This is a genomic window from Pedobacter sp. KBS0701, from assembly GCF_005938645.2.
GTDB lineage: Bacteria > Bacteroidota > Bacteroidia > Sphingobacteriales > Sphingobacteriaceae > Pedobacter.
The window spans coordinates 104,872-124,509 of sequence record NZ_CP042171.1 but is presented as its reverse complement, the minus strand read 5'-3'; the positions used below and the strand labels follow the sequence as shown (position 1 = coordinate 124,509).

Annotated in this window: 13 protein-coding genes and 1 pseudogene; 7 read left to right on the top strand and 7 right to left on the bottom strand. The window is 42.1% G+C overall.

Features of this window, described 5'->3' with window-relative positions:
- The first annotated feature begins 258 nt into the window (after window positions 1-258).
- From FFJ24_RS00500 to FFJ24_RS00490, 3 genes are all read left to right on the top strand, one after another.
- On the top strand, window positions 259-1,536 hold the full coding sequence (locus FFJ24_RS00500) for a condensation domain-containing protein (RefSeq protein WP_138820241.1): 1,278 nt from the start codon (window positions 259-261) through the stop codon (window positions 1,534-1,536).
- Between the two features lie 733 nt (window positions 1,537-2,269).
- Window positions 2,270-4,759 (top strand): TonB-dependent receptor, encoded by a 2,490-nt coding sequence (locus FFJ24_RS00495; protein WP_138820239.1) that lies wholly within the window; start codon window positions 2,270-2,272, stop codon window positions 4,757-4,759.
- A 28-nt stretch (window positions 4,760-4,787) separates the two neighbouring features.
- Window positions 4,788-6,068, top strand: a complete 1,281-nt coding sequence (locus tag FFJ24_RS00490; protein WP_138820237.1) for a PepSY domain-containing protein — start codon at window positions 4,788-4,790, stop codon at window positions 6,066-6,068.
- Between the two features lie 119 nt (window positions 6,069-6,187).
- Here FFJ24_RS00490 and FFJ24_RS00485 read toward each other — a convergent pair whose 3' ends face one another.
- The 5 genes from FFJ24_RS00485 to FFJ24_RS00465 all read right to left on the bottom strand — a co-directional run bounded on the left by FFJ24_RS00485 (window position 6,188) and on the right by FFJ24_RS00465 (window position 14,977).
- A complete protein-coding gene (locus tag FFJ24_RS00485; protein WP_138820235.1) occupies window positions 6,188-7,012 on the bottom strand; it encodes a hypothetical protein in 825 nt (274 codons plus the stop codon).
- A gap of 466 nt (window positions 7,013-7,478) precedes the next feature.
- Window positions 7,479-9,419, bottom strand: a complete 1,941-nt coding sequence (locus FFJ24_RS00480; RefSeq protein WP_138820233.1) for a glycoside hydrolase family 97 protein — start codon at window positions 9,417-9,419, stop codon at window positions 7,479-7,481.
- A 43-nt stretch (window positions 9,420-9,462) separates the two neighbouring features.
- On the bottom strand, window positions 9,463-11,514 hold the full coding sequence (locus tag FFJ24_RS00475) for a glycoside hydrolase 43 family protein (RefSeq protein WP_210419435.1): 2,052 nt from the start codon (window positions 11,512-11,514) through the stop codon (window positions 9,463-9,465).
- Window positions 11,515-11,593: 79 nt separating this feature from the next.
- Window positions 11,594-13,195 (bottom strand): glycoside hydrolase 43 family protein, encoded by a 1,602-nt coding sequence (locus tag FFJ24_RS00470; protein WP_210419434.1) that lies wholly within the window; start codon window positions 13,193-13,195, stop codon window positions 11,594-11,596.
- Window positions 13,196-13,339: 144 nt separating this feature from the next.
- Window positions 13,340-14,977 carry an alpha-L-fucosidase gene (locus FFJ24_RS00465; RefSeq protein ID WP_138820229.1) on the bottom strand — a complete coding sequence of 546 codons (1,638 nt, stop codon included), beginning with the start codon at window positions 14,975-14,977 and terminating at the stop codon, window positions 13,340-13,342.
- A gap of 430 nt (window positions 14,978-15,407) precedes the next feature.
- Here FFJ24_RS00465 and FFJ24_RS26610 point away from each other — a divergent pair, with 430 nt between their 5' ends.
- Together FFJ24_RS26610 and FFJ24_RS26710 are read left to right on the top strand one after the other, a co-directional pair.
- Entirely contained in the window at window positions 15,408-15,536 is a 129-nt protein-coding gene (locus FFJ24_RS26610) for a hypothetical protein (protein ID WP_256377598.1), read from the top strand.
- A gap of 142 nt (window positions 15,537-15,678) precedes the next feature.
- Window positions 15,679-15,956: pseudogene (locus FFJ24_RS26710) on the top strand (transposase).
- A gap of 154 nt (window positions 15,957-16,110) precedes the next feature.
- On the opposite strand, the gene FFJ24_RS00445 reads toward FFJ24_RS26710, so the two are convergent.
- Window positions 16,111-16,923: an AraC family transcriptional regulator gene (locus FFJ24_RS00445; protein ID WP_138820221.1), complete on the bottom strand. Its 813-nt coding sequence runs from the start codon at window positions 16,921-16,923 to the stop codon at window positions 16,111-16,113.
- Window positions 16,924-17,895, bottom strand: coding sequence for an aldo/keto reductase (locus tag FFJ24_RS00440; protein WP_138820219.1), 972 nt, complete (start codon window positions 17,893-17,895; stop codon window positions 16,924-16,926).
- 242 nt (window positions 17,896-18,137) lie between these two features.
- Here FFJ24_RS00440 and FFJ24_RS00435 point away from each other — a divergent pair, with 242 nt between their 5' ends.
- Complete coding sequence (locus FFJ24_RS00435; RefSeq protein ID WP_138820217.1) at window positions 18,138-18,617, top strand: CPCC family cysteine-rich protein; 480 nt, start codon at window positions 18,138-18,140, stop codon at window positions 18,615-18,617.
- Between the two features lie 319 nt (window positions 18,618-18,936).
- Entirely contained in the window at window positions 18,937-19,521 is a 585-nt protein-coding gene (locus FFJ24_RS00430; protein WP_138820215.1) for a hypothetical protein, read from the top strand.
- The last annotated feature ends 117 nt before the right edge of the window (window positions 19,522-19,638 follow it).

Below are 19,638 nucleotides of genomic sequence, written 5' to 3'. Positions count from 1 at the left end.
CTGTCTACCGATACCTTGAAATTTCTACTGTCTTTTTCGCTCTTTAACCAAATGGGTGTATTCCTACGACACTTGTAAATAACCTTTGTTTTGATACATCAATAGTTTCTTCAGGGGAAAAAGTACAATACATCCTTCCATTTATCCATTCCACCAAGGTAGCTGAAAAACGAATTTTGTAGGGACAAATAGGAACATAATCAGAAGCTCGTTTCTAACCAGATTTCTATTTGCAGTTGAAACATAATTTGTGACCTAATGAAAACAAAACAAGACCGCACCTTGGGTGCATTCGAAAAAACCTTCTGGCTACTTGACCAGATCGATTCCAAAGACTTTGCGCTTGCCGCAGAAATAGCAGGTACAGCAACAGTTGAGAAATGGAATCTCGCCATCTCCGCAGTACAGCGCAGGCATCCCAACCTTTCGGTCAGGATCGTAATGGATGAATTTTCAAGACCCGTAAGACAGCACGCAGACAAGCTGCCCATTCCATTTAGGGTGATCCATGTTGATGCTGACTACCGCTGGGAACAGGAAATAGAAAAGGAGTTGGCGCAAAGATTTAACACCGCAGAAGGGCCGCTTATCAGGTTGGTTTTAGTACAAAAGCCGGTTTCTACCGTGCTGATCATTGCTGCAAACCATACGCTCGCCGACGGCACTTCAGTAAGTTATTTGATCCGGGATCTGCTGAAAGCAGTAAACGGAACAGAACTGGAGAAATTTGAAAACCAACTGTCCAACGACGAAACTTTGGGTTTGCCCGATGACGAGCCAGTCCAAACCTTACCTAAAAATGAAGTGGGAATAAGTCAAAGGGTGGTTAGTCCTAAAGTATCATCGCTGCGCCTTTCCTCGGCGGTAACTGACCGCCTTAGAAACAGAGCCAGGGAAGAAAACACCACTGTACATGGCGCCATTTGCGCAGCGGCTATCATGGCATCCAGAAAGATGCGGACGGAATGGTCAGAGGTTAAAATGGAACTGATTTCGCCCATCTGCACCAGGGGCGTATTAAATCTGGATGACAATTTTGGCCTTAATATCACCACACACCCCGTATTCTTTGAAAACGAACAGGAGCTATCTTTCTGGGAGCTGGCAAGACTCGCAAAAACAGGCCTTGAGGGAACCGCAACAGTAGCGCACGTGCGCAACTACCTGGGGTTTTTCCGGGAACTAACCTTTGGTCATAACGATATCCAAAAAATGCTGGAGATCTTAAAGGATGCATTTAACCATCAGATTATGGTGACCAATCTTGTTAACGTGAAATACGATACAGACTTTGGGTCACTGAAGCTCCATGCACTTTATGGTCCAATGGTGAGATCCGGAAAAGGAATGGAGCAAACGATAGGCGCAGTGAGCACCAACGGATCTCTTGGCTTAACCAATACCAGCGATACACCAATAAGTGGGCTGCTTGAAGAAATTGAATATATTCTTTTACAGGCATCTATGGTAGATTTAAGTAATTCCGGCAATTTCCAAAGTAATGGCAATGGCGGCCAAAGCTGTCCGTTACGCTAATGAATAGTGCTGACCCGGTGGATGATATGCCGCCGGGTTATTATATTTATTCGCATTTCATATTATTAAAATACTTATCACCCTTGCGTATGGGTAAAAGAAGCTGCATCACTATATGTTCTTTGCGCGAGTACAATTTGAATATGTTCATTCATTTTTTGAAATAGTCATTTCAAAAAGTCTCAACCAATAACAGTACAAGACATTTTCTAGGTGGTAATACTGGCAATGCGTTCTCTAATATTATTTAATTTTATAATGTTTCTTCTGCCTATACTGGCCCTCTACTTTGTTTGTTACAACTTTCTCAAAATTAACCACTGCCTCACAATGTTCGTAAAAGTTAGACATATTGAAGCTTGACTCTACCATAAGGAAACAACACCTCTGAGTTGTTTCCATTTTTTACACCCATAAATCACTACACAACAATTAGCTGTACCTCTCCCATTACCGGTTCGACATTTTCGGAGCAGTACCAAAAATTTTGGAGCGCTGGTAAAAAAATATCTTTGTAATTTATACTGATCTCTATATATGCCATCGGATACAGTACGAAATTATGAGTTGGTTACACGCCTCATTTTCAAGGTGTAATTTTCAAATTTGCGCATCTATTTGGATTTATTCTTAATAAACTTAACTTTGCAAAAAAAAAATGCCACACGGGTCCGACCCCGTGTGGCGATACGGGCGCTAAGCCCTGACACCTTTAACATCAAATTAAAAGTAAATGCAATTTAAGAAAATTTTACGCTTAGGTGTGTGCTGTACCGGAATATTTGCAGCTCATGCCAGTTCTGCTCATGTTCTGACAGGAAGTTACACAAATCCTACAGATAGTCTTGTTCAAAGCCGGAATGATGAACAAACCGGGATAGTGAGAGGCAGGATCACCACTTCTGATGGTAGCGTAGCTGCTAATGTAACGGTAGTGCTGAAAGGCACCCGCTTTGGCTCGGTTACCGACGAGGATGGCTTATACCAAATCCGGCGTGTTCCGGTTGGCGATTATACACTTGTAGTTTCTGCGGTTGGCCTTTATCCAAAAGAAAAACAGATACATGTTTCATTCCGTGGTACCGTAATTGCTGATTTTTCTTTAAAAGAAAATCGTTCGGAGTTAGACGAGGTACAGGTAAGCACGAATAAGAAAAAATATAAGGTGGATAAAGTGTCCTCCTCATTGCGGTTACAATCTCCTCTGATCGAAGTACCGCAGAACATTCAGGTGGTAACCAGCAAGGTACTGGCTGATCAGCAGGTGTTTGATATTGTAGATGGCGTAACCAGGAATGTGAGCGGTACCATGCGCGTAGGCCATTGGGACGCTCAATATGCCAATATTTTCATGCGCGGCACGAGTATTCCTGCTTTCCGGAACGGGATGAACCAAAAAATGCCATGGGGCCCGTTAGCTGACGATGCGGCAACTATTGATCGCATCGAATTCGTAAAAGGTCCTTCTGGCTTTATGATGGCCAACGGTGAACCCGGCGGTATTTACAATGTGGTAACTAAGAAGCCTACCGGTCAAAACCACAGTTCGGTAAGTGTAGCAGGCGGAGGTTATAACCTGGGACGCGCCGCTGTTGACCTGGATGGTAAGTTAAGTCGCGACGGTAAATTGTTGTTTCGCCTGAATGTGGCAGCACAAAGTAAAGACAGCTACAACAAATACAATTACACGGATAAGTACGTTATCGCGCCCGTAATTAGCTATCAGGTAGACAGCAATACTTTAATCACAGCTGAATATACTACCCAGCATGTAGAGGCACAGGCATTGGGCTCTTATGGTTTTTCGCCGAAAGGCTTCGCCGATACAGATCCCAGTTTCTTCCTGGGCGACCCGGCACTGGACCCGGCAAAGCTTTATGACCACAATGCCACGCTTTATGTGAGCCACCGTTTAAATAATAACTGGAAGATTAATGCACAGGCTGCTTATCTCCGTTATGGTTTAGATGGAGGTACCCCGTGGCCTTCAACCATTGCACCAAATGGCGATATGAAACGTTACCTCAATATCAGTGAGGAGCTGGCCATTAACAAAAACATACAGGTTAGCCTGATGGGCGATGTTGCTACGGGATCTGTTGTACACCGTATTTTAGGCGGACTAGATATGGGCAACCTGAAAACCTGGGGTGATTTTTCCAGCGTAACGCAGTCTGATCTTCAGTTGGCAAACGGCACTAAATTCAACATTTACAACCCGGTTTACGGGATTCCTTTTGCCAATATTCCTGTCTTTGATCGTTCGCGAAGCATTCAGAACCGTTCGGGATCAAATGTATATGCCACCAACCTGACCTATACCGGCGCTTATTTACAGGACGAAATTCGCATGCTGGATGGACGTGTGCGTTTAACATTAGCCGGCCGTTTCACACATGCGGTAACGGTGGGAAAAACAAACCTTACACAGATATCTGATAATGTTTTCAGCCCCAGGGCTGGTTTGAGTGTAACCCTGGCAAAAGATTTCAGTGCCTATACACTCTATGATCAGAGCTTTCTGCCTGTTGCCGGCCAGGACTATGCCGGAAACCCTTTCAAGCCTATCCGCGGTAATAACATCGAACTGGGTTTGAAAAAGGATTTCTTTGACGGTAGATGGAACGTAACGGCTGCCGCTTTCCGCATTAAGAAGAAAAATGTATTAACCGCCGACCTGGATCCGGCACATCTGGCTGCAAACCCAAATGCCCAGATCCAATTGGGGGGTGTTATCTCAAAAGGTATTGAACTGGATATAAACGGGGAAATTACCCCTGGATTGAACCTTGTATTAAATTATGCGCTCACTGATGCCAAGGTAAGTGAAGATGCTAAACCAGAATTGGTAGGCAGGCACACCCCTAATTCTGCTAAGCACATTACCAATGGCTGGTTATCTTACCGCTATCAGAAACAAGGTGCTTTGTTAAACGGCTTTGGATTGAGCGCGGGTTACCAGATTCAACTGGATCGTTACGCGGGATCAACTTCTGTTCCATTGATGTTACCTGCTTATTACCGTTTTGACGCAGGTGTTTCTTATGAAAAAGGTAAAATAACTATCGCTGCGGTAGTGAATAACCTTTTGGATCGCAGGTTGCTGACACAGGGATCATATACCAAGCTGGCAACTGAAACTGCAACATCTGTTTCTTACTATACCTATATCTATGAGGTTCCGCGCAACGCACGATTGAGCATTACCTACAGGTTTAAATAAGCATATCTGATCAATAAACACAGGCACAATGACGAAGAATCAAAATCCGGGAAAGAAGAAGCAAAAGGACACGCTTTTTAAGCGCATTAACAACTGGCTGCACTTGTGGTTAGGTTTGATATCTGGTATCATTGTCCTGATTGTATGCCTTACCGGTTGCATTTGGGTATTTAATGAAGAAATTACCGGTTTGCTGGAGCCTGAAACAAAAGTAGCCTGGCAAGATAAGCCTGTGGTTAAACCCTCCGAGTTAATGCGGATAGCTGCGAAGCTGTACCCGGAGAAAGTGCCATCGTACGCCAATTACCAGCAAGGCAGGGCCATCAACTTAAATTTGCGGGCGGCTAATGCCGGTCCGCGGGATCGCCGTACGGGAAATACCATACTAAAAATAAATCCTTATACAGGCGGGGTGATTAGTATCGAGGAACATAAACCAGGTGAATCAGATTTCTTCAGGTTTATTTTAAACGGGCACCGTTTTCTCTGGATGCCTTCTGAAATAGGGCGACCAATTGTTAATTACGGTACCATGATCTTTGTAGTTCTGCTGATCACCGGACTGATCTGGTGGTACCCGAAGAAATGGAATAAATCAACCCGCGATAAAAGTTTTAAGATTAAATGGGGTGCATCTTTTAAACGGGTAAACCTCGACTTGCACAACGTACCTGGCTTTTATGCCTTATTGTTCCTGGCAGCTATAGCCCTTACAGGAATGGTATATGGTATTAAATGGTATAGTGAGGGGATGTATTGGGTTACATCAGGTGGCGATAAGCTTGCAGAATACAAGCGTTTAGACTCAGACTCGACATTAAAAGGAAAGGGTTATGCACCGGAAAAAGCAATGGATATGGCCTGGGATCAGGTCATTTCGCGCCATCCTAAATCGATGGGTTTTTATTACAGTTTTGCGGATACGGCAGAAGCTAAGGCTGCCATCAACATCACCGTCTATCCAAATAAAGGGCAGTTTTATAATAGCCAGGGCTACACTTTTGACCAACATAGCCTGAAGGAGTTAAAGCGACAGGATGCCTATTCGGTAGAATATGCGCAAGCCTCGTTTGGTCAGAAACTGCGAAAAATGAATTACGATATCCATGTAGGCAGTATCCTGGGATTTCCGGGTAAGGTAATGGCCTTCCTGGCTTCACTTATTGGTGCCAGCTTACCGATTACAGGATTCCTGGTATGGTATGGCCGGAAGTTTAAGAAAAAGAGTAAGAAGCCGGGGAAAAGTTTGGCGAAGCAACCTGACGTAATCCCCTCCAAATCAGCAGAAAAACTGCTCGCAGAGATATAAACACAAAGCTCCGGATCTGATTTATTCGGGGCTTTTTTGTGTTAACATCTGATCTAAAAGGTGCCGGTAAGACATAGGTAGATTTTCTATTTCGAATTTATAAAGCTTGAATGCCTATACTATTTGTTTTTCATTATTTTTTCCCATTCGGCTTGGGTTAGAATTTCTAAAAATTCATCGCGAAAGTGCCATGCAGATACATATCCAGCTGAGACAGTGAAACTGATCACCCAAGTGGTCTTTGCCTTCCATAATTTAAATGCACAAATATCTGTCGCGGTAATATAAGGACTTGTTTCACCTAAGTGTTGATGTGAGGATGCTTCTATCGCGTCTATACCACCGGTTCCCAGGGGAATAAGGTTGTTATGAAGCTTTGTCTTTTTAATGATATTATTGTCTCTGTCAAAATTAATCAGGTAATCATTTCCTAATAACACTTCATCCGGTGCTGTTTGCGCAGTGATGACATATACTTTTTTTGCCCCATTTTTTATAATGGGGATAAGATTTAAACTGGTATTTTCATAAAATTTAAAAAGCGTGTCGTTTAAAACAGCCTGTGCAGCTTTCGACCGGATAGCATACAAGTCTTTTTCAAATTCGGTAAATTTTCTTGTTGCAGTGTCTATACTATATTTAGACGAGTCTAAACTATGGCCAAACTTAACTGTCGCCAACACTACCGGATCGTTATTTTTAGAAAAAAAGATAGTGGTCATTTTTTTTTCTTTCTCATAAGAAAAATATCCCCCGGATAAACGCTTCTTCCCGCCGAAACCGGAGGTAAAAATCTGTGTACTATGACCTGAAGCCCATTCAGAACGATAAAGTGTTTCCCCCTCTGTATTAATGCTGTCAGCAATCTTTCTCAGCGCATTTTTTTGTGCTATTGCATTTTGCGCTACGATAAACAGGGTAATCAATGTTAACAGTTTTTTCATTAATGGCGAAAAGGTTAGTAAATATCTTGTGAATATAAATAACCTTGTGGATTTTGCATAACGCGGTTGCAACAGAACAAATTGATTTCAAACATTCAGATCATAGTTTAAGAAAGCTAATTCACGTAAATCATCCAAAAAACAGTTCGAGAATTGTCTAACGCGGGCTACTGATCAAAAGCTCACCAAAAGATCGGCTTTTTGCGTTTTAAATTTGGGCAAATATTGTAGTAAGGAATAAAATATATGAAATCCCATATCTAGTAACACAAGTCTTAGTGCCCTACGTGGAAAAACAGCCAGAATGCGCTTCAGTTAAATTAACAAACTACCAAAAGATCAGGACCTTCTCTGAAATATTGCCCAGTTGTGATCGATACCTGAAAATTTCCTTCTTTTATGGTTTTCCATTTTGCTTTTTTATTGTTTTCGGAATCATCACGGCTCAGGGCCTGATGCAAAACCTTTATTCAACCACCGCTACGAAACCGCCACGAGGCAAACAGTTAATTTTCACCGGCTGTCCTTTGCGCCATACCAGCATTTTTGTTTTAAAAGATTTATCGTATTCACCATCCTGGATGATGCTGATCCTGGCTTCCTTATTTTTCAGGAAATCTAAACTAAATTGTAAAACTTTAGCATCCTCCAGTCCATTCAATCCACCAATATACCATTTTGTACCCTTTCTTCTCGCCATAACCACATGACTACCCGGATAACCGCTCAACAAACGTGTTTCAGCCCAGGCGGTTGGTAAGGCCTTTAAAAAGTTTTTTGGGGCATCCGGTAGTGCATAGTATGCTTCCGGACGGTCTGCAAAATGCTGCAAGGCCGATTCGAATACCACGGAGAGTGCCAGTTCATGTCCATAAGAAGTAATGTGCGGGTGTTGACTGTTAGAAAAGGTAACCGGTGTATAATCCATAGGACCAATTACATTCCTGGTAAAAGGTAAAGTGGTATTATGTACGGCCGCCTTATTAGTCAAAATATCACGGTTATTATACCATTCTGCACCGTAAACCGCTTCTACAGACATTAAATTCGGGTAGGTTCTTGACCACCCACGCGGAATAGTAGCACCATGAAAGTTTACCATGAGGTGATGATCGGCAGCATCTTTGAGGATATCCAGGTATAATTTCATCATGTCCTGCTGGTCGCCGGCAAAAAAATCTACCTTAATTCCGTAAACCCCGATCTTATTTAACCATTCAAACTCTTTGATGCGTTTTTCGCGGGTTCTCATGCGGTCCACAGGTGTAGCATCAGACCAGTCGGTCGTGCCTGAATTGTACCAGATCATGGGTTTAATACCTTTCGACTTGGCATAATTAACGGCATCTTCCAGTTTGCCACCATTGCCCATCACGTCCCATTCCCAATCGATTAGTACATAAGGCCAGTTCATATTTTTGGCCAGATCGGTGTATGCCACTGCCTTTTGGTAATCTTTAGATCCATGGTTGTAGGCCCAATAAATCCAGGCCACCGCACCAGGCTTAATCCATTCTTTTTGTGCAATGCGGCTAGGTTCACTCACGTCCGTAATCAGGGTAGATTCTACAACAGTTGCCAGGCTTCCAATCATGACGGTATGCCACTGTGACTTCCATGGTAAAGTGCTCATGTCACCTTGTTGCGGAAAACTTTTCCGTCCTGCCGAGTAGCTGATTTTGTACCGGTTAATATCTTTATTATTCACCAACCTGGAAGCTGCATTAAATTCGCTGTTTCCGGCTTCAGAAATGAGATACCACACTTGCAATTGTTTGGTTTTGAACAATGCAGGATAAGACCATTCCTGGCTTTTTTCTCCTTTACCATTATTGTTGTAGGGATAAAAATCTTCATATCCCGGATCATAAGCCTGTGCCCATCGATCCGTCTGTACGGGAATGTTAAAGGTGGTATATTCATCTTCGATATGAACCGGTTGGTCTGACCATTTCGGAAATTCATACCTGAAAGCAATACCATCATTATAGACACGAAAAACAACATTGAGCGACTTTCCGTTCGCATTGACAAAGGTATATGTGCTTTCATTTGCCTGGTTGCTGCAAAGCTTTCTTTTACCGCTTACCATTTCATATTGGGTGTTCAGGCGCTTAACTGATCCGGCACTTTTCAAGGTAAGATTTTTAAATTGCTCCTGTTTGGTTGCAATACCGATTTCGGTGTCGGAAAGAATTGGCTCCCATTTTCCATTGGTCTGATAATAGACATCAAACTGCGCGGATGTGGTACTGTCAGCAGTTGCCAGCTGATGATATTCCATTACCAGCTTGATTTTGCCATTGGGCGATATTATAGGGTATGACTGGCCTTTTTGCGCGTAAGTGACGCTGCAGCAAAGCGAAGTTAACAAGGTATAAAAGATAAAAGATTTTCGAAGTGTCATTTGTGATTTGTGTTTTTAATATTTTAATTATTCAGCTTAATGTTTATTCATTCACCACCTGCCAGCTGAAAACGGTTCCGTCTTTCCGGTTAGGTAAAGTGCCTGGCCAATCTGCACCGTATAATTCTCCGGTATGCGGATCTAAGCCGACAAAACGTTTAGTTTTTAAAGATAGCAGCATACACTGCCCCTTCAACATATCCTGCCATACGAACAGGCTGCCCGGTGTTTCCTCCTTGATCAGCCGTACATCTGCAGATAAACCCTGGCTGGTAATAGTTAAAAAGCCAGTTCCGTTAAGTGCCTGCAGGGCTACTTTACCCTGCTCACGGTCTAACACGCGAAACTGATAGGCAGAATCGCTATTCACGGTAAAACTACGTCTCGGGCAAAGCATACCATGAGGATTTGCCCAAAGCTGACGACTGTCGGCCAGATTGGTTAATGTAATTATTTTTCCCAGCGGAAGATTTTTAGTACGGTCGGCTAAGGGTTCATTTAACTGAAAGTGATCAAACTCAGCATAGCCACCCTCCTTTCCTTTGGTATTATAAGCAAATAAGGCATACCGGGTTCCCTGAAAAGTTTTCAACTGATAGGGAAGCCTGATGCTGTCGGCTACGTTCTCAAATGTTTTGCCATCGGTACTGTAACTCAACCGGGCAATATCCTCGTCGAAATTCCCGAAGGCACGTAAATAAATACGTGGCGATTTTAAGGGTTTGTTGATTGTTTTTTGCCGGTACTGGTCAAATATGCGGAAAACAAAATGATTTCCTTCCCGAAGGATGCCCATCCAGGCATAAGGGATATTCATTAAACCCAAACCGGCAATATCGCCGTCTTTCAGTTTTTGAGCGTTTAATTCTACAGTAGCTTCGGATTCAGGGCCAACACCCCGTTGGGTCAGGGTATTTCTTGCCCAAAGGAAATCCTTTGCCGGTAAGGTATGCAGGCGCAGGCTTCCTCCCTTCAATTGCCATTTGCCATCAACAGGATTGTGGTTCCATTGCCATGCAGAGGCCAACTGTGGCGCATTAAAGTTGTCATTGCGTTGGTAAGGTACCTGCGGACGATCGGGTTGGGCCACATTGGGTTTAAACCACGTTCGTGGAGATCTGCCCAGGTTACCTTCAAGGCCAAAGAAAGGCCAGCCTTCTTTCCAGGTAACAGGTGATAGAAAGGTTGTTCTACCCACTGCCCTGAAATCCATCATTGAAAAGCCCCACCATTCCCCATTGGGCAGGTCTACAATACCACCCTGGTGCATGGGAACCGATCCCAACAACTGATCGCTTTGCTTTGTCATCGATAATTTGGCATCCGCAGCAGGTAAGGCAGAATCCTGCCCCATATCTTGGGTAAACCAACCCAGGGTTGTACCCATTGTTTCTTTAGCACTTACTACGGTAGTTTCGTAAGGCCCTTCAATATTAGCGGCCCGGGCACATTGCAGGCGGCCGTTATCGGCATTGGTAATGTAATATTTTCCGTTGATTTTGTAAAGGTGATTACCTTCGCCCATGGCATTTCCCCTGGGGATGATCACGCGGTCGCTACCTTCTATAAAACCGCTGAGGTCAGGTTTTAATTCAATCAGTTTAATTTCTCCGACACCATAAACAACATAGATTTTTCCGTTCTCAAACAATACCGACAAATCATAAATGTGACCTTTCAGTTGGTGCTGTTTCCACGGCCCGGCAGGATTGGAGGCCGTAAAAATCTGCAAACCATATTTGTTTATATTGGAAAAAATATAGAAAACCCCGTTATGGTACCGGATACAGGGTGCCCATATACCTTGTCCATAGGCTTCTTTACCATCTTTAAGATTAAATTCTGCTCCCTGCTGAAAACGGTCCATTGCATAGCCGATCACCTTCCAGTTAACCAGATCCTTAGAATGCAGCACCGGTAATCCGGGTACGCTATGCATGGTGGTACCCGTGAGGTAAAAATCATCACCTACGCGAATAAGATCCGGATCGGAGAATTCATCATAAAATAGCGGATTGGTATAAGTACCATTTCCATTATCTGCCGTCCAGGAGCTTTGGGCATAAAGCTTTGATGCACTTAAAATGAATAGCAAAGCACAGCATGTTAGTTTTAATGACCGTTTAAAATACTGCCGGATAAAAAGTGTAGGGAATTTTATGTGTCTTAATATTTTATTTATCATAATCATAATGAAGGTAATCTACATCAATATAACCGCCTTTGTCAAGAGGATTGTAATTGTAAATGGCAATCCGATCACCCCGGTAAGATCCCCAGCGAAGTTGGTAAGGCTCACCAAATGATTTAAATGTTTGGCCATCTGTACTGTAACTAAAGGTACTCTGACCATCGAGTCCCCAGGCTGAGCGGATCCAAACTTCATTTCCCTGAAATTCAGGACCTGATAAAGCTTTATCTTTCGTAGTAAAGGATAACTTTTTAGTCCCGCCGCTACATTCAAACCCCAGCATAGCATAATCAGGCACACCGAAATGCGATAAACCGGCTTTTTGCCCATTGGCCATTCCGCGGAGATCAAACTTTACGGTAACTGTATTTTTCGATGTGCGGTAAACCCTTTGGGTTAAGGTATTGCCGGCAGAAAAAATATGATCTTTTAAAGGTTTAAAGGCATGCAACCGCAACCAGCCTTTTCTTTCAGATAAAGACCATTTATCTTTTTTCGGCTGGTAGTTCCATTCCCATTGCGGCTGAATGATACGGGCATTAAAGTCGTCACTGCTTTGCGGTTGGGTTTTACGGGTTGATTTTACGGGCATAGGCGCCGACCATACCATCTCGCCGATGCCTTTGTCATTAGGTTTTCCGATTATCGGCCAGCCCTCCAGCCAGGTTACAGGCAGCAGGCTTAAAACCCGTCCGGACCAATCGCCCGAACCATGATGGGTTAAGAAGTACCAACCTCCGGTTTGGGTTTGTACCAATCCGCCCTGATTGGGTTCATTAAACTCAGGTTGACCTTCGCTCAGCTGTCGTGGCCCTTCATAAGGCCCATAAATATTTTTAGACCGCTCCATCATTAAAACGCGAACGTTGTTGCGCACCTCGCTAAAAAGATGATAATAATAGCCTTTGATTTTGTACAGTTTATTGGCTTCGCTCCCATGGGATTGATAAATTACCTGATCTGAATCTTTGATCAGCGACTTGCCATCGTCCGTCATTTTAAAAAGATGAATTTTATAGCCATCTGCAAAGTGGGTTCCGATGAGATAACCCTGCCCATCTTCATCCCAGAAAGGACAGCAATCATCCCAACCCTTTTCAGCCCACACCCGGTGTAAGGGTGACCATGGCCCTTCAGGCCTAGCTGCAGAACTCATAAAATAGCCTTCATCCGGATCTCCGAAATAAATCCAGAAACGATTGTTGTGATAACGGATGGCGCCGGCCCATATTCCCTTTCCGTACAGGTTCATCTGGTTATAGTTCATAGCTGGAGAAATGGTAGTAATATCTTTAACGGCATGGCCCAGTATTTGCCAGTTTACCAGATCTTTAGATTTCAGGATCACAAATCCGGGTGAATATTGAAAAGTAGAGGAGACAGCATAGTAATAATCACCCACGCGGATGCAATCTACATCGCTGTAATCGCCAGGTAAAACGGGATTACGATAAGTACCATCACCCTGATCTCCCCAATGTGTCCAATTGCCCCAGGTGGGTGCAGCAACCGGAGATTGTGCGAAAGTAAAGGTGTATAAACATAGCTTCACGAAAAGCAGCATAAGCAGATGCTTTCGTATCACTTTATTAACAATCATATATCGACTTGAATAAGTCATTCATGCAGCAATATAGCGCCTGAATGATGTGTTTTAACAATTTAATATCTGGTTCCCTTGATTTCAGGATTGAGAGATAACCTACTCATTTCAGCAGCCTGATATTATTTACACAATAGCTCCATGAATTTTAAATACATAGGCAATAGCACCTGGTGCCTGTTCAGGAAGCTTAATTTTTAAACCTTCTCCACTCTGTTCAAACTCAATTAATCCTGGATAACCTAACAAACTTACCTTTTGTATTTTATTTACTTTGTTTGATGATAAGCTTTGTATAAGTGCCGCTCGATCTGATGGCCAGCCCAGCATTGCAGCATACAAATCTTTGCCTTTAGTGGTAAAGCGGAAATCGTTCGGACCAAACGGCACTCCGCTACCTTCATTAAACCCTTGCGCGCTTAGTGGTTTAGCCGATGCCATCGCGGGACCTTCACCAAAGAAATTCCATGGGCGGCTACTATAGATACATTCACTGTTTTGCTGCATCCAGGCGGTTATGCCTTCCACTACTGCCCGCTCCTTTTCATCGATTGTGCCATTGCCCCTCACCGGAACATTCAGCATCAGGTTACCATTCTTACTCACAATATCCAGTAACATATGGATCACCGTTTTAGCATCTTTATAGCCATTATGATCATAAATAGGGCGATCATAATGCCATGCACCGATACAGGTATCGGTTTGAAAAGGTTCATTTTCAATTCCACTGGTTTGTCCTCTTTCGATATCCCATACCATACATTTACGTTGCTGTTCGTTCAATACTTTACCGAACAACACCGCTTCCAGCTTACCATATTTTTTGATGCTCTGGTTGTACATGTGGGCAGCAATCCTTAACCCGGCATCGTTGATCGGATATAATGGCAATATGGTATCATCAAAATAGATCACATCTGGTTCATATTTATCTAAAAGTTCAATGGTACGTTTGTAGAATTTTTCGCAATAAGCTTTTGAAGGTACCGAAACGCCATTGCCCCAGGCCCACTGGCTATGGATCATGCCATTATCTTCACTGTTTTTGCTAAGTGGGTGAGTTTGTGCATAAAGTTCCTGTGGATCTTCACCATTCCACCATTTTCCTGCACCATCAGCTTTGGTTACATTTCCATCATAAGGAATGCCGGCCATTGGCCCATGTTTATCTGCTCGTTGTGCCGTTTCCATCCAGCTCCAGGCATGCGCAGCATGAACACTCACCCCAAAGCGGAGGTCATTATTTTTAGCCGCCTTCGCCCAACCGCCGATGATATCTTTTTTAGGACCTATCCGGGTTGAATTCCATTTCTGATGGGTGCTATCGAACATATCAAAATTGTCATGATGGTTGGCCATAGCCATAAAATACTTTGCACCTGCTTTTTTATATAATCCAACCAATTCTTCAGGATCCCACCTATCCGCTTTCCATTCGTTAATTACGTCTTTAAAACCGAATTTAGAGGGGTGTCCATATTTTTCTAAGTGATATTTATATTTGTGCCCGCCTTCCATGTACATTTCCCGGGCATACCAATCGCCAAATTCTGGCTGGCACTGTGGCCCCCAATGTGCCCACATCCCAAATTTGGCATCACGAAACCATTCGGGCACTTGATAATTAGAGAGCGAATCCCAGGTGGGCTTAAATGGACCTGCCGCATAGGGTACATTAATCAGTTGGCCTGCATAACTTTTGGATAGGTATAGCGATGGTAAACTTAACGCTATGCCTTTAATTAAGGTTCTTCTTTTCATATTGGGTTAGTCTTTAGCAAAGACACAATGATGCATATACTTCATCATGGCTTGGCTCGGTTCATTTGGTGTTCAATTTATTTATAGTATACAAATAACTTGTTCTTTCAAAAATAAGTGACCTTATCCTAAAAAAACTAACCAAATAAGACATTATTTTGTACAAAACCGACTTTTTTTTATTTTGATTTGGCTTTATAAGAAAGATGATTTTAATAAATCGATTTATATAAACATGGAAATAATCACGATATATCATACTGATTTAGCTTCTCCATGTACAGGTTTTACATACCTTGAGCCTGAAAAAAGAAAGAATGACCAGAAGTGAAGAAGTCTTCCTAAGCAGGGTTTTAAGCTGTTGTAGGCGGTTTTAAATGAGAATTTCCTACCAAATGATAATAACAGAGATTATATCAAAGTAAGAAATGTGGATTTTTCAAAAGGGGCAAATGCTTTGGAGGTTTTAGTAGCTGCGCTTTATGGAGGTCAGATCGAAGTACGTAGAGATGCTATAAATGGCCCATTATTAGGCGTAGTGAATATTATAAGAAGGTGAGGGTGACATTTGGAGAAGTATAAAAACACCAGTTAAATCGTTGACGGGTTTGCATGATCTTTATTTCGTGTTTAAAGGAAAACATGATTTATTTTCCTATGGGCTTAAATTGTTCCTGATTATCAATGCCTTTGGAGAGATCATGAATGCTTTTTTTACCCCTGGGAATGTTGCCGACAACAACCTTGATACCATGGTTAAATTCTTTGGAAAACTCAAAGGCTACGCTTTTGCAGACAAAGGGTTTATTAATGCAAAAGCATCAGAAAGTTTGATGAATAAGGGATTATTACTAATAACAAGCTGAAAAAGAACATGAAAAATAAACTCTTGAAAATGGAACATAAAATGCTCCTTAACAAAAGAAGACTCATAGAATCGGTAAATGATATTCTAAAAACGGTATGCGATATTGAATAACAAGACAGTCCAATCAGTACTTTAGTAAATCTTTATGCTGGCCTTTGCGCATATTCCTGGTTGGCCAGAAAGTCTGGTATATTTTAATTATGCCCCATAACTCTCGTTAATTTATCATAAAATAACAGCCGCAGCATGTCTTCATAATTATACCTTACGAATTTAATGCAGTAGGTGCCATGCCGAACTTCTTTTTAAAAGAATGCGAGAAGTGCGACAGACTTTCAAAGCCCAGGTCGAGGTAAATGGCAGAAGGTTTCTGATGTTTGCTTTCGATGAGGTGTTTGGCTTCCCTTAGGCGTTTATCCTGCAGCCATTGGCGGGGTGGCGCACCGAATGTCTTCATAAAATCGCGTTTGAAACCAGCCAGGCTGCGACCGGTAAGCTGAGCGAATTTTTCGATCGGCACATTAAAATGAAAGTTGCTCAGCATAAACTTTTCCAGGTCTATTTTATGCGGTTCTGAAAAGTCGAATAAAAAGTTACGCAGTGCCGGCAGGGCAAGTAATAGCAGTTTAATTCCTTCTTTCACTTTCAAAATACCCATTTCATCGGTCATGGTGGCACCCGAGCTTCGGGCATAAGGGATAATAGACTGAAAATAGCCCTGCAAGAATTCGTTCGACGGAATTAAAATGTTTGGCGGACCAGTATATTTACGGTCTGCTTCGAGTTTTTCCTCTAACACGATCTTTCGTAAAAGGTCTTCCTGCAGGGATATGACGACGGTTTCATAGTTTCCTCCGGGCAGCGGTGTTTTGGTGAGCGTTCCCAGCTGGTTTTTGCCAATCAACATCAGTTCTCCTCCGGTCATCGAAATACTTTGTCCAACGGTTTGTAAGGTGAACTGCCCCGAAACCTGTAATACCAGGGTATGGTGGTTCCAAAAGCACACTTTCTCTTTCCGCTCGGCAGAGAGGTAAGAATAAAAAATTACACCGGGGAGAATTTCTGCTGGACTCGTCATTTAACGTTGTAAATAAGTTCCGCCACGTATGGCACCTACTGCAAATGTAGTATTTAAAGTATTCATTTCCTGCGGTGTAAATACAATATCGAGCGCTTTAATATTTTCGGGCAGGCGCGATCTGCGGCTCATGCTAACTAAAGGCATAATATTGTCGCCCTGCTCCTTTACCCAGGCAATAGCAAGCTGTGTAGGTGTACAGCCTTTGTTGTCGGCCAATTGTTTCAATACTTCTACTTTTTCGAGGTTATAAACCAGGTTTTCACCCTGAAAACGGGAGAAATGATTATGATAATCATTTTCTGCAAGTGGTGCTTTCATTTCACCGGTTAATAAGCCTTCAGCGGTATTGGCAAAGGCCACTACGGCAATGCCCAATTCTTTTGCTGCAGGCAACAAATCATTTTCTATTTGACGGTCGGCCAATGAATAACCGATTTCGAGCGCACTGATGGGATAAACATCGTTTGCCTTGCGAAGCTGCTCAGCCGTAATTTCAGAAACACCAATGTGGCGCACTTTCCCCTCTTTAACCAGGTCGGCAACGGTTCCGATGATGTCTTCTACCGGTACACTCCCATCCATTCGGCTAGGCTGGTACAGGTCGATGGTTTCAATCCCCAAACGGGTGAGCGAATAATTGATAAAATTTTTGATTGCGATGGGCCTTAAATCCAATCCCAGCCACTCACCATTGTGAAAAATGGCTCCGAATTTCACACTGATAAAGGCATCATCACGCCTATCTTTAATGGCTTTTCCAATTAACATTTCGTTATGACCAGCGCCATAGAAATCTCCTGTATTCAAAAAATTAATGCCACGATCTAAGGCTTCATGGATCGTAGCAATGCTTTCTGTTTCATCGGGTGTAGAACCGCCCCAAATTGAAGACATGCGCATACAGCCTAAACCAAGTTTAGACACGAGCGGGCCATTTTGACCCAACTGAATTTTTTCGATGTTGTTCATGAAACAAAGATCAACATTCGAAACGTCCAAAACTTTCTCCTACAGCTCAAATATTTTGTCTGTACGGCTCACCTACCAAGGTAATTCTTTTAGCATCCAAGGCCTGCTGCAACCATCATAATGTACTTTCATTAAAATGAATATCTAATCTCTTTGAAAAAATCTTAATTAATTATTACCTTAAATCCGTCACATCGCCAAACCAAAAAACATTAACAATCAGCTTAAAAGACACCCCACAAATGGAAGAACAGGAAAATTATACCGACAATTTTAAAGAACGGAGAAACTTTTTTCAAAAGAACTTCCCACTGAAAATTGGTAAGCAGAGAGTGGATGTAAATAGTGCAGACATTTTAAAAAACTCCTGCCCTGTTTGTGGTTATTTAACATTGGAAGAAAGAGATTCATTTGATATTTGTGGGATATGTTTTTGGGAAGACGATGGCATTGATGACCTTGAAGAAAATGAAGACAGTGGGCCAAATGATATGACCTTAAAAGAAGGGAGGGTAATTTTCCAGGAAGCTAAACGTAAACTATTGAACACTAATTTTAGTGATAACCATTTAATGGAAACACTGAAAAACAGATTTAGCGTACTTGACCATTTCATTGAGCAAAACAACGCTACAACAGAAATCATTAATATGCAGAATGAAATACTTGACTTATTGACAAAAAACGATGTGTATGGGCTGGAAAAACTATTTCACAAATAAAGCTGAGATCCAGCAATATGAGCAGGCTAAAACCTTAGGAACTTAGACTTTATTATAAAAGCCTTTGGGTAAAAAACAGGAACTGTTCAGGATCTAACTTCGAATGACCCTGAATATGCCTGATTTGATTTATGGCACACACATTTTGACTGGCGTGGTTATTGCGATCATAGTTTTAAAAAACTTGAAGCTCATCCCGACCAACTATTTGGGCAGTTTGACCTACTCGTAGAAAAAGCAAAGTCTGCAAAGGAAATTGTTTTTTGTTTATAATAGTCCTAACCTATTTGATTAGTTTACTTTTACAAAAATTGACCTTATGATTTTAACCAGATTTAGCAAAGGAATTTTAACATTACTGCTAACGATCAGCATGTATGCTTTACAAGCCCAAACAAACGACCATATTTTACAGGTACCCGAAACATTGTCAGAAAAGCAACTTTCATCCTGGAAAAAATCATTACCTAAGGATGGCTGGTTTATTTTGCGTTTTAAAAAAGATGCCGACCGCCTATTCAACTATTCTAATAAAGACTATGAGATGAGCTTGTGGCTTAATTGTACAGAAAAGGGGAAGCCCGGTTTTCTTATCGAATATAGTGATAGCTATGGAGATGGTAATTACGGCGGTATAGATTACATTAGCTCAAACGCTAAAAATGGCAATAGAATTCAATTTCTTCTGGATGGCAAAAATTTTGGTGATCCATTTGCAAAAGGCGATGATAAATTGACAGTATTTAAAGCCGCATTAAAAAAAGCGCATAAACTAACGCTCTCTGTTTATGGTAACGAGTTCAATCCCCGGAGCGGTAAAGATGAAGAAAAACTCAATCGCTCCATTGAATTTAAACTTGCACATGGCGAATTATTGGATAGACCAGTCAATTGCGGAAAATAAAGGTTATATTAAAATAGACCTACTTATTTCCAGAAAACTGACTTTTTGGTAACTCACTTACATATAGGCACCTCGTTGACAATGCTTTTCGAATGCTTTACCTTTGCCCATATCAGT

Coding starts and splice junctions, on each gene's coding strand:
- FFJ24_RS00500 (WP_138820241.1), top strand. CDS start 259: ATGAAAACAAAACAAGACCGCACCTTGGGTGCATTCGAAAAAACCTTC.
- FFJ24_RS00440 (WP_138820219.1), bottom strand. CDS start 17,895: ATGAACAACATCGAAAAAATTCAGTTGGGTCAAAATGGCCCGCTCGTG.
- FFJ24_RS00485 (WP_138820235.1), bottom strand. CDS start 7,012: ATGAAAAAACTGTTAACATTGATTACCCTGTTTATCGTAGCGCAAAAT.
- FFJ24_RS00480 (WP_138820233.1), bottom strand. CDS start 9,419: ATGACACTTCGAAAATCTTTTATCTTTTATACCTTGTTAACTTCGCTT.
- FFJ24_RS00465 (WP_138820229.1), bottom strand. CDS start 14,977: ATGAAAAGAAGAACCTTAATTAAAGGCATAGCGTTAAGTTTACCATCG.
- FFJ24_RS00490 (WP_138820237.1), top strand. CDS start 4,788: ATGACGAAGAATCAAAATCCGGGAAAGAAGAAGCAAAAGGACACGCTT.
- FFJ24_RS00430 (WP_138820215.1), top strand. CDS start 18,937: ATGATTTTAACCAGATTTAGCAAAGGAATTTTAACATTACTGCTAACG.
- FFJ24_RS00435 (WP_138820217.1), top strand. CDS start 18,138: ATGGAAGAACAGGAAAATTATACCGACAATTTTAAAGAACGGAGAAAC.
- FFJ24_RS00495 (WP_138820239.1), top strand. CDS start 2,270: ATGCAATTTAAGAAAATTTTACGCTTAGGTGTGTGCTGTACCGGAATA.
- FFJ24_RS00445 (WP_138820221.1), bottom strand. CDS start 16,923: ATGACGAGTCCAGCAGAAATTCTCCCCGGTGTAATTTTTTATTCTTAC.